Below are 12,016 nucleotides of genomic sequence, written 5' to 3'. Positions count from 1 at the left end.
GAGAAGGATGCCGGTCAGCGGCCGCCGTTCCGGCACCTCCAAGGCCGTCACGCGGCGGCGGCTTCCTGGATCGCCTGCCACACGCGCATGGGCGAGGCCGGCATCTCGATGTGGCGGATGCCGTGGGCGCGGTAGAGCGCATCGGTGATGGCATTGAGCGCGGCCGGCGTGCCGCCGATCGTCCCCGCCTCGCCGGCGCCCTTTATGCCCATGGCATTCGTGGTCGAGGGCACGTTGCGCGTCTGGAAGTCGAAGAACGGGACGTCTTCGGCGCGCGGCATGGCGTAGTCCATGAAGCTCGCGGTCACCAGCTGGCCGTCCTCTGAGTAAACCGTGTTTTCCATCATCGCCTGGCCGATGCCCTGCATGATGCCGCCATGGACCTGGCCGGCGAGCAGGATCGGGTTCACCGTCGCGCCGAAATCATCCACGATCGTGTAGTTCAGGATCTCGACGTGCCCGGTTTCGGGATCGACCTCGACTTCGCAGACATGGGTGCCGTTCGGATAGGTCGCCTCGTCCTGCACGAACTCGCCGAAGCCCTTCAGGTCTTCCGGGTTTTTGGCCGCCTTGGCGATTGCGGCGAAATCGACGGACCGGTCGGTACCGACGATCCGCGCCGTTCCGTCGACCAGTTCGATGTCGGCGGCAGCGGCCTCCAGTTCGTCGGCGGCGATCTTCCTGATCTTCTCCGCCAGGTCTTCGCCGGCACGCGAGGCCGAGACGCCGCCGAGCGGGATCGAGCGCGAGCCGCCGGTGCCGCCGCCCTTGGCCAGTTCGTCCGTGTCGCCCTGCCGTACGGTGATCTTCTCGATCGGCAGGTTGAGCTTTTCGGAGACGAACTGCGCATAGGCCGTCGCATGGCCCTGCCCGTTCGACTGGGTGCCGATGAACAGCGTCACCGTGCCGTCGCCGTTAAGGCGCAGGTTGGCGGCTTCAGATCCGGCGAAGGCGCAGGCCTCGATATAGGATGCCAGCCCGATGCCGCGCAGCTTGCCGTTGGCGGTAGACTGCGCCAGCCGCGCACCGAAATCGTTCCAGCCGGAGCGTTCCAGTGCAAGGTCCAGATGGCCCGCGAATTCGCCGACGTCGTACTTGCGGCCGGTCTGGGTGGTGTAGGGGAACTGCTCGGGCCGGATGAAGTTTCGCCGGCGGATTTCGTCCGGACCGACGCCGATGACGCGGGCGCATTCGTCGACCAGCTTTTCGAGCAGGAGAGCCGCCTCCGGCCGACCGGCGCCGCGATAGGCGTCAACCGGACAGGTGTTGGTGTAGACGCCGGTGATGGAGACGTCGAGTGCCTGGATGTCGTAGACGCCGGTCGACATGGTCGCACCGACGAAGGGGATGAAGGGGCCGTACTGGGAAATGTAGGCGCCCAGATTGGCGATCAGCTTCACCCGGAGGCCGAGGAAGCGGCCGTTATCGTCCATCGCCATCTCGGCATCGACGACGTTGTCGCGGCCCTGGGCGTCGGTCATGAAGTGCTCGGAACGGTCGCCGGTCCACTTCACCGGCTTGCCGAGCCGCTTGGCGGCTTCGAGCACCAGCGGATACTCGCGGTAGACGAAGGTCTTGGGGCCGAACCCGCCGCCGACGTCGGGGGTGATGACGTGGAGCTTGGACGGCTCGACGCCGAGCACGCCGGAGATGATCCGCTGCATCGAATGGACGCCCTGCGAGCCGGTCGTCAGCTGGTAACGATCCTCGTCGGCGCGCCATTCGCCGATCGCGGCGCGCGGTTCCATGTAGTTGCAGACCAGACGGTTGTTGTGGAACAGCACCTTCGCGAACTTCGAGGCCTTGCCGAACGCCGCCTCGGCCTTGGCCGGCTCGCCGAGCTGATAAAGGAAGGCGCGGTTGCTCTCGAGTTCGGGCCACACCAGCGGCGCCCCGTCCGCCAGAGCCTCGGCGGTGCCGGCGACCGGCTCGTCGTCGTCGTAGTCGATCTCGATCAGTTCGGCTGCGTCCTGGGCCAGCGCGCGGCTGTCGGCCACCACGAATGCGACGGCGTCGCCGACGTAGCGGACCCGGTCGCGGCACAGGATCGGCGTGTCGCGGGTCGGTGCCCGCGAGCCGTCCGGCTGCTTCTGCATGGCGCCGGACTTGAGGTCGGAGAGGTGGGAGGTGTCCTCACCCGTCAGGACGAGATGGACGCCCGGCGCGGATTTCGCCGCTTCCACCGAGGTGATCCTGAAGGAAGCGTTGGCGACGGGCGAGCGCAGGACATAGCCGTGCAGCACCGCCTGCGGCGCGATATCGTCCGTATAGCGGCCCCTGCCCGTGATGAAGGCGCTGTCCTCCACCCGCAGAACAGAAGCTCCCATTCCGAATTTCGGCGTAAAAACCGTCATGTTCCGTCCCGATCAGTGTTTGGAAATGAAAAGGGAGATAAGGGTTTCATCAGTTTTGTCGAGTGCCGGATTTGTGTAAAGGGCAACGCTGGCGAATTGTTGTGCCAGTGCCGGTAATCGGCCGGGCAGCGGAAAGGCAGCGGATGCGGACGGATACGGGGCAGGTGTTCAAGCTGGAGGACTACCGTCCCTCCGATTTCCTGATCCCGCAAACCAAGCTTTCTTTCCACCTTGGCCCTGACCGCACCACTGTCGTCTCCGAGCTGTCGATCGAGCGCAACGCTGAGACCGGCGACGGGGAGCCGCTCGTGCTCGATGGCGACGCGCTTGCACTGGTCGATCTGGAGATCGACGGCGAGACGCTCGGCCCGAACGCCTACGAGGTGACGCCGGAAAAGCTGACGATCCACGCGCTACCGAAGGGCAAGACTTTCCGCCTCAAGATCACCACGGAAATCTCGCCGTCGACGAACACGGCGCTGATGGGCCTCTACCGCTCGAACAGCGTCTACTGCACGCAGTGCGAGGCGGAAGGCTTCCGGCGCATCACCTACTTCCTCGACCGGCCCGACATCCTGTCCGTCTACACCGTCAGGATCGAGGCCGACCGCGCGGAAGCACCTTTGCTCCTGTCGAACGGAAATCCGTCCGAAGCCGGAGAACTCGACGGCGGCCGGCACTACGCCGTCTGGGAGGACCCCTTCCCCAAGCCGTCCTATCTCTTCGCACTCGTCGCGGGCGATCTAGGTGTGCTCAAGGACCGCTTCACTACGATGTCGGGCCGCGAGGTCGAACTCGGCATCTACGTGGAGCACGGCAAGGAGCAGCGGGCGGCCTATGCGATGGACGCGCTCAAGCGGTCGATGGCCTGGGACGAGGAGGTATTCGGGCGCGAATACGATCTCGACGTTTTCAACATCGTCGCCGTGTCCGACTTCAATATGGGCGCGATGGAGAACAAGGGCCTCAACGTCTTCAACGACAAGTACGTTCTGGCCGACGAGGACACGGCTACCGACGCCGACTTCGCTAACATCGAGGCGATCATCGCGCACGAGTATTTCCACAATTGGACCGGAAACAGAATCACTTGCCGGGACTGGTTCCAGCTCTGCCTGAAGGAAGGGCTGACGGTATATCGCGACCACGAGTTCTCGGCCGACCAGCGCTCGCGCGCGGTCAAGCGGATCGCCGAGGTGCGCACGCTGAAGGCGCACCAGTTCCCCGAGGACCAGGGTCCGCTCGCCCACCCCGTGCGCCCGCGCCGCTACCGCGAGATCAACAACTTCTACACGGCGACCGTCTATGAGAAGGGGTCCGAGATCGTGCGCATGATCCGCACCATCCTCGGCCGGGAGAAGTTCCGGGAAGGCATGGACCTCTACTTCGAACGCCATGACGGCGATGCCGCCACCATCGAGGATTTTCTGAAGGTCTTCGAGGACGTGGCGGAGAAGGACCTGTCGCAGTTCGCGCTCTGGTACCATCAGGCCGGCACGCCCAACATCACGGTCAAGGCCTCCCATGACGCGCAGCGCGGGGAACTCGTCCTCGATATCGAGCAGTCGTCGCCGCCGACGCCCGGCGAAAGCCGCAAGCGCCTGATGCACATTCCACTGGCCTTCGGGCTCGTCGGACCATCCGGAGAGGATCTCGTCTGGGAAGCGGCGGATGGTGCCGCGATCGAGAATTCCATCGTGCATGTCCGCCGCCGCAAGCACACGATCCACTTCACGGGAATCTCGGAGCGCCCGCGCCTGTCGCTCAACCGCGGTTTCTCTGCGCCGGTAACGCTGTCGGTCGAGGAGAAGCCGGAGGACCGCGCCTTCCTCGCCCGCCACGACAGCGACCTGTTCTCGCGCTGGCAGGCGCTGAACACGCTGATGACGGAAGCGATCATCGAGGCCTCGAAGATGATCCGCGGCGGCAAGGAGCCGAGCTTCCCCGACGATCTCCTGACCCTGTGCGGCGACATTGCCGCCGACGGCTCGCTGGAAGAGGCCTACCGGGCGCTGGCGCTGACCTTTCCCGGGGAAGCCGACGTCGCCCGCGAGATCGGCAGCAACATCGATCCGGACGCGATCCTCGCGGCGCGCGACGCGCTCGTGGAAGCGGTGGGACGCGCCAATGCCGCGTCATTCGAAAAACTCTACGAAAACCTATCCGACGGCGGGCCGTTCAGCCCGGACGCACGAAGCGCGGGGCGCCGCTCCCTTCGCAATGCCATGCTGGACTATCTCTCGGAGAGTTCAGGCGATCCACGAAGGGCCGCCGCCCAGTTCGAGCGTGCAACCAACATGACCGACCGGTCGGCTGCGCTTGCGACGCTCGCCATCCGCCATCCGGATACGCTGGAAGCCACCTCCGCCCTGGCGCGGTTCGAGGAGCGCTACCGTTCCGATCCCCTCGTGCTCGACAAGTGGTTCCAGATCCAGGCAGGGGCGCCGGGACGGCATTCTCTCGATACCGTTCGAAGCCTGTCGGAACACCGCGCCTTCTCGCTCGCCAACCCGAACCGGGTGCGATCGCTGGTCGGCACCTTCTCCAGTGCCAACCAGACCGGTTTCCACCGGCCAGACGGCGAGGGCTACCGGTTCTTTACCGACATGGTGCTGGCGGTCGAGCGCCGCAATCCGCAGGTCGCCGCGCGCCTCGCCACCGCGTTGCGGTCCTGGCGTTCACTGGAGCCCGGCCGGCGGGCGCTGGCACGCGAAGCGCTACTCCGAATCTCGTCCGCGGAGAACCTGTCGCCCGACCTGCGCGACATCGTCGAGCGCACGCTGGCCTGAGAAGCCTTCCCGGACCGACGAATATTTTCTCGAATGATGGCCGCGCCACTGGACAAGGCGAATCAGCTTTGATTCCTTAGCGACGATTCGGATGTGCGGCGTGCCGAATCATACGGGGACATCAGACAGGAACGGAGCCACCAGATGGCCGAAGCGGACGCGCAGGGCGCGCCCGATACGCAGACTCTTGCCCGCGGGCCGGCCAGGCGGCGGCCCAGCCGGCGGCTGACCGGCAATGCGCGTGTTCTCGCCGCTCCCGCCTACGAAAGGCTGATCGCGGCGGAACCCTATCTGCGTCGGTCTATCCCCACCCTCATCGTCATCTTCCTGCTCGTGGTCGCGGCCGCGCGAAGCATGTCCATGATGGCATGGCACGACGACATCGAGCGCACCGCAAGGACCCTGCTCGGCCTCGGCGCGGCCGAACTCGCAAGCGCGATGCGAGCAGGCGAAAAGGCGCCGGGAGACGATACCGCCGCCAGCCAGGATTATCTGGAACGCTCCAGCGTGCTCGGTTCGCTGCGCCCGCGCCACATCCTCGTGGTGACGGACGCAAACTACCGGGTCGTCGCGTCCGTGCCCCGTGCACTCGACTGGACCGGCAAGACGCTCGACAGCCTGGTTTCCGGCGGACAACCCCTGTTCCTGTTCGGGGAGCGGGCGGACGTCATGACGGTGAGTGTGAACGGGCACGAATGGTTCGCCGCACTGAGTCATGTCGGTCCCGGCAAGGGCGCTGCCGCTCTGCTCATCCCGAAGGAGACCGTCTTCGCCGAGTGGCGGCGGATGGTGTCGCTCAACGTGACCCTCTTCGTCATCACGTCCGGCGTGCTCATCATCGTGCTCTACGCCTATTTCAGCCAGGCCTCGCGCGCCCAGACCGCGGACCGCATCTACGAGCAGGCGCATCAGCGGATCGACCTCGCGCTGGTGCGCGGCCGTTGCGGGCTGTGGGACTGGGACATGGCACGCGGCAAGATGTACTGGTCGCGGTCGATGTACGACATGCTGGGCTACGAGGTCTGCGAGGACATGCTGTCCTTCGGCGTCGTCTCCGCGATCATCCATCCCGACGATGCCGACCTCTTCGACCTCGCCAACCAGATCGTGGCCCGCGAGATCGACCAGATCGATCAGGTGTTCCGCATGCGGCACGCGGCGGGGCATTGGGTCTGGATGCGCGCCAAGGCGCAGGTCATCGATCCCGAAGCCTCCGAGATCCACCTGATCGGCATCGCCGTCGACGTGACCGAGCAGCACAAGCTCGCCCGCCAGTCCGAGATGGCCGACATGCGGCTCAGGACCGCCATCGAGAACATCTCGGAATCCTTCGTGCTGTGGGATTCCGACGATCGCCTCGTGATGTGCAACACCAAGTTCCAGGAACAGATGGGGCTCGCCGATCCCGACGTCGTCTCAGGCACCGCGCGGGCAGACCTGGAAACCCGGATGAAGGGCTACGCCTTCGAGCGCAAGCTCGCCAGCACCAACGGCCGCGACGGCGCGACGTTCGAGCGGCAGCTGGCCGATGGCCGGTGGCTGCAGGTGAATCAGTCGAAGACGCGCGACGGGGGCGTCGTGTCCATCGGCGCCGACATCACCCTGCTGAAGCAGAACCAGGAAAAGCTGGTCGACAGCGAACGCCGCCTCATGGCGACCATCCATGATCTCAGCCTCGCCCGCCGGGCGGAGGAGGAGCGCGCGGTGGAACTGTCGGAATTGAACCGCAAATACATGCGCGAGACGGAGCGGGCGGAAGCCGCCAGTCGGGCGAAATCCGAATTCCTGGCCAACATGTCCCACGAGCTGCGCACGCCGCTCAACGCCATCATCGGCTTTTCGGAACTCATGCAGTCGGGTCTGTTCGGCAAGCTCGGCTCTGACCGCTACGAAGAATACGCCCGGGACATCCATTCGAGCGGCAGCTACCTGCTTGGGGTCATCAACGACATCCTCGACATGTCGAAAATCGAGGCCGGCCAGTTCTCGCTGCAGCGCGAGGAAATCGACCTCGACAAGCTCATGGCCGAGGCCATCCGGGTGATCTCGGTGCAGGCGGACGCGAAATCGATCTCGATCGGCACGAAAATCGCCGAGCACGCGACGCTCCATGCCGACCGTCGCGCGATCAAGCAGATCGTCATCAACCTCCTGTCGAACGCGGTGAAGTTCACCGGCCAGAACGGCAGGATTCTCGTCAAGGCGAAGAAGGTCTCCGGCGCCTTCGTGCTGTCGATCGAAGACAATGGCTGCGGCATCCCGAAGGAGGCGCTGAAGAAGCTCGGCCGGCCCTTCGAGCAGGTGCAGAACCAGTTCTCCAAGAACCACACCGGCTCGGGCCTCGGCCTCGCGATCTCGCGCTCGCTCACCGAAATGCATGGCGGCGTCCTGAAGATCAAATCCAGCGAAGGCGAAGGCACCATCGTCTCGGTGCGAATTCCGGTCAGCCAGATGAAGATGGCGGCCTAACGCCAGTTGCGCACAACCTGCCTGAAGAAGCTACCTTCCGCAGACCAGCCTGTCGAAATGCGCCCGTACGCGTCCGGCCGTTTCCTCGATGTGCGCCTCCAGCACCTTGAGATCGGGCAGGTCGGTGTTGCGCAGGAGCAGGTCCGCCAGCCCCGGCGGCATGTCGTCCCGGTCGATGTCGCCGGTGAGGCAGAGGCGCGAGACCTGCGCGAGGCCGGTGAAGAGGCGGTAGGCCGACGTCAGCTCCTCCCGCGCCTGCCCGTCGCAGAAGCGCTCGGACAGGTGCGACAGAGCCTCCGCCGTCGAGGTGGTGCGGTTTTCCGCCTCGACCTGCCCGAGCAGCCCCGCCGCCTGTGCGATGAATTCCAGGTCGATCAGCCCGCCGGGGATGAGCTTCAGGTCCCAGATGTCGCGCGGCGGCTTGTCGGTCTCGATCAGGGCGCGCATCTCGCAGGCATCTTGCCGAACCTTGGTAGCATCGTGCGGCGCGGCGATGATTGTCGCGATCTCGCCGCCCACCTCGTCGCCAAGACCTGCGTCGCCCGCCACCACGCGCGCCCGCGTCAGCGCCATGTGCTCCCAGGTCCAGGCTTCCGTCTGCTGGTACTTGCGGAACGCTTCCAGATGGGTCGCGACCGGTCCCTTGTTGCCGGAAGGCCGCAGCCGCAGGTCGATCTCGTAGAGCACGCCCTCCGCCGTCGGCGCCGACACCGCCGAGATCAGGCGCTGCGTCAGGCGGGCGTAGTATTGCGAGGGCGCGAGCGGCTTAGCGCCGTCCGACTCGTCGGCGTCGGCGGCATGATCGTAGAGCAGGATCATGTCGACGTCGGAACCCGCGGTCAGTTCGCGGCTGCCGAGCTTCCCCATGCCGAGGATTACCGCCCGGCCGCCCGCGACCTCGCCGTGGCGGCGCGCGAACTCCTGCCGCACCGCGTCGAAGGCGGCACCGATCGACAGGTCGGCTAGATCGGAGAATGCCTTGCCGGCTCGCGTCGCGTCGATCGCGCCGGTCAGCAGCCGGATGCCGATGAGGAACTTCTGCTCGAGCGCGAAGATGCGCAGCCGGTCGAGCCGTTCCTCGTAAACCCCGGCGGCGCCGAGGAATGTTTCCAGCCGCTCCGCCAGATAGGCCTTGTTGGGAAGCTCCGTCATCAGCGAGGGATCAAGAAGCCCGTCGAACACGTGCGGCCGGCGCGTGATGATCGCGGCGAGACGGGGCGCAGCACCCATGATGGTCGCCAGCAGCCGCAGCAGGTCTGGATTGGACTGGAGCAGCGAGAAGAGCTGGATGCCGGCCGGTAGTCCCTTCAGGAATTCGTCGAAGCGGATGATCGCCTCGTCGGCGCGGTGCGTGCCCCCGAAGGCCTGCAGCAGCGCCGGCGTCAGTTCCGTCAGCCGCTCGCGCGCCTCCGCCGAGCGCGTGGCGCGGTAGCGGCCGAAGTGCCAGGTGCGGATGACGCGGGAGATGTCGCTCGGGCGCTCGAAGCCGAGATTGGAAAGGGTCTGGAGAGTGTCGGGATCGTCAACGTCGCCGGTGAACACGAGGTTGCCGATGTCCCCCGAGAGCTGCGGCGCGGTCTCGAACAGGGCGGCGTAGTGGCTCTCCACCTCCCTCAGCGAGGCGCGGAATGCATCCGCGAAGGCGTCGGCGGAGGTAAAGCCGCGCATGCGAGCGATCCGCTCGAGCCCCTCGTCGTCCTCCGGCAGTTCGTGCGTCTGTTCGTCGGCGACCATCTGGATGGCATGTTCGACGTCGCGCAGGAAGCAGTACTGCCGCACAAGCGTGTCGCGCGCGTCGGCGCCGATCCACCCGAGCTCCGTGAGCTTGCCGAGCATGGCGATCGTCTCGCGACCGCGCAGTTCGGGAAAGCGGCCGCCGGCGATAAGTTGCTGGGTCTGTACGAAGAACTCGATCTCGCGGATGCCGCCGCGGCCGAGCTTTACGTTGTGGCCGCGCACCGCGATCTCGCCGTGGCCCTTGTGGGCGTGGATCTGGCGCTTGATCGAGTGCACGTCGGCGATCGCTGCATAGTCCATGTACTTGCGCCAGACGAAGGGCTGCATCTCCTTCAGGAAGGCCTCGGCCGCCTCTAGGTCGCCGGCGATCGGGCGCGCCTTGATCATGGCCGCGCGCTCCCAGTTCTGTCCCCTGCCCTCGTAGTAGGTCAGCGCGCCTTCCACGGGGATGACGAGAGGGGTGGAGCCGGGGTCGGGCCGCAGGCGCAGGTCGGTGCGAAACACGTAGCCGTTCTCGGTGCGGTCGGAGAGGATGCGCACCACTCGCCGCGCCAGCCGCGAATAGAGATCGCTCGCATCCAGCGGGTCCTTGATCGCCGGAGCCTCGGGATCGACGAAGAGGATCAGGTCGATGTCGGAGGAGAAGTTGAGCTCGCCGGCGCCGAGCTTGCCCATGCCGAGCACGATCCAGCCCGAGCCGTGCTCCGGATCGTCGGGGTCCGGCAGGACTATCTTTCCCCGCTCGTGCGCTTCGCGCAGCAGGTAGCGGATCGCGGCGCGCACGCAGGCGTCGGCGAGCCGGCTGAGCAGGCCGATCGTCCGACCCGTGTCGGAGGCTCCGGCCAGATCGGCGAGCGCGATCAGCGCGTGTGCCTCGGTCTTGCGCCTGCGTAGGTCGGCCATCAGGCTCTTTTCGGTCATCTCGTCGCCGCGCCCGAGCGCACCGATGTCGGAGATGATCGCCTCCACACGTGCGTCCCAGGGTTCGTCGAACAGGCGTTCGAGCATCATGGGATCGCGCCGCATGGCATCGCGAAGATAGGTCGACAGCGTCGCGGCAGCGCCGAGGAAGCCGGCGAGCTTGCCCTCGCCGCGCGCAAGATCGGCAAGCCGGGTTGCGTCGCATTCGCCCGCCGCTTCGGCGATCTCGTCCAGCTCCTCCCTGGCCTGCCCGGGATCGAGCGTGGACAGGTTCGGCATCTCGGCGCCGAACCAGGCACGGCCTTCCGGCGCGGCGTCGCTCACGCCGAGCTCCGCGCCGAGGGGAAGATCATCGTCACCTTGAGGCCGGGGGCCGCATCGTCGAGTTCAATCCGGCCGCCGTGGAAGGTCATGATCGCCTTGGCAAGGCTCAGGCCCAGCCCGGAGCCGGGCCGGGAGCGGCTCTTTTCCAGACGCACGAAACGCTCCGTGGCGCGCTGGCGGTCCTCGGCCGGTATGCCGGGGCCATTGTCGGCGATGGAAACCCGCACTTCTCCTCCCGATCGAGATGCGGAAACGGTCACGCGAGGGCTGTCCGCCTGCCCCGCTGTATACTTGATGGCGTTGTCGACGAGGTTTGACAAGGCTTGCGCCGCCAGTTCGCGGTTGCCGGAGACCAGCAGCGGCCCGGTGACATGCGCGTCCATAGCCACGCCGCTCTCCTCCGCGACCGGCTCGTACAGGTCCACGACGTCGGCCACGACCGTCGCCAGGTCGAGGCTTTCGGTCGATTCAGTCGAATATCCGGCCTCGAACCGCGAGATCATGAGGATCGCGTTGAAGGTACGGATGAGCTGGTCGGACTCGGAAATCGTGGCCTGAAGCGCCTCACGGTAATCGTCGGTGTCCTCGGCGCCCGCGAGCGCCGCTTCGGCGCGGCTGCGCAGCCTCGTCAGCGGCGTCTTCAGATCGTGCGCGATGTTGTCGGAGACCTGCTTCAGCCCCTCGTTCAGGACAGCGATCCGCGACAGCATGGTGTTGAGATTTTCCGACAGCCGGTCGAACTCGTCGCCCGCACCGGTCACCGGCAGACGGCCGGAAAGGTCGCCGCCCATGATACGGGCGCTCGCCTCCGAGACACTGTCGATGCGCCTGAGCGCCGTGCGCCCGACGAAGAACCAGATCAGGAACGCGCCAAGCCCCATGAAGCCCAGCGACAGGATCAGCGCGCGCTGCACCACCTTGCGAAACCGCTCCGGCTCGCCGAGGTCGCGGCCGACCAGGAGGATCATCTGGTTGGGAAGCCGGATGACGAGCGCGATCGCCTCGTGCGGCCCGGTCGTCGCGGCACCGCCTCCCGGAGCGGCACCGCCACCCTCGCCATAGCGCTGGTAGAAGAAGGGCCGCTCCGTCCAGCCCGCGGTCTCGAGTACCCCCGGCTGGAGGCTCTCGACGTTGCCCGACAGGATGCGGCCGTTGGCGTCGGCCACGAGATAGAGATTGGCGCCGGGTTGCCGGGCTCGCTGCTCGACCACGCGCACGAGGAATAGAAGCCCGCCGCGCTCGTAGGCGCGAACGAGGCTCGACGTCTCCTCGTTGATGGTCTCCTGCGTCTGGCCGGCCAGGATGCGCACCGACACCGACGTCATGTAGAAGACGAGGACGATGGCGAAGGCGCCGAACAGCAGCAGGTAGAGCGCCGAAAGGCGCGCCGCCGTCGTCTTGATGATCGGCGGCAGGCGCAAG

Annotated in this window: 5 protein-coding genes; 2 read left to right on the top strand and 3 right to left on the bottom strand. The window is 66.3% G+C overall.

The genetic code is table 11. The features are described from left to right. Positions 1-47 precede the first annotated feature (47 nt). Positions 48-2,354 (bottom strand): xanthine dehydrogenase family protein molybdopterin-binding subunit, encoded by a 2,307-nt coding sequence (locus tag BSQ44_RS09275; RefSeq protein ID WP_072603313.1) that lies wholly within the window; start codon positions 2,352-2,354, stop codon positions 48-50. Between the two features lie 143 nt (positions 2,355-2,497). Here BSQ44_RS09275 and pepN point away from each other — a divergent pair, with 143 nt between their 5' ends. Further along, positions 2,498-5,143, top strand: a complete 2,646-nt coding sequence (pepN, locus tag BSQ44_RS09270) for an aminopeptidase N (RefSeq protein WP_072603310.1) — start codon at positions 2,498-2,500, stop codon at positions 5,141-5,143. A 144-nt stretch (positions 5,144-5,287) separates the two neighbouring features. Continuing rightward, a complete protein-coding gene (locus tag BSQ44_RS09265; protein ID WP_072603307.1) occupies positions 5,288-7,612 on the top strand; it encodes a PAS domain-containing sensor histidine kinase in 2,325 nt (774 codons plus the stop codon). Between the two features lie 30 nt (positions 7,613-7,642). On the opposite strand, the gene BSQ44_RS09260 is transcribed toward BSQ44_RS09265, so the two are convergent. Then, on the bottom strand, positions 7,643-10,549 hold the full coding sequence (locus BSQ44_RS09260; protein ID WP_114580057.1) for a bifunctional [glutamine synthetase] adenylyltransferase/[glutamine synthetase]-adenylyl-L-tyrosine phosphorylase: 2,907 nt from the start codon (positions 10,547-10,549) through the stop codon (positions 7,643-7,645). 41 nt (positions 10,550-10,590) lie between these two features. Then, positions 10,591-12,015, bottom strand: a complete 1,425-nt coding sequence (locus tag BSQ44_RS09255) for a sensor histidine kinase (protein WP_072603301.1) — start codon at positions 12,013-12,015, stop codon at positions 10,591-10,593. Between the last annotated feature and the right edge of the window lies 1 nt (position 12,016).

The sequence above is a fragment of the Aquibium oceanicum genome (assembly GCF_001889605.1).
Classification (GTDB): Bacteria; Pseudomonadota; Alphaproteobacteria; order Rhizobiales; family Rhizobiaceae; genus Aquibium; species Aquibium oceanicum.
The sequence above is the reverse complement of the archived record's forward strand: the minus strand, read 5'-3'. Positions and strand labels throughout refer to the sequence as shown.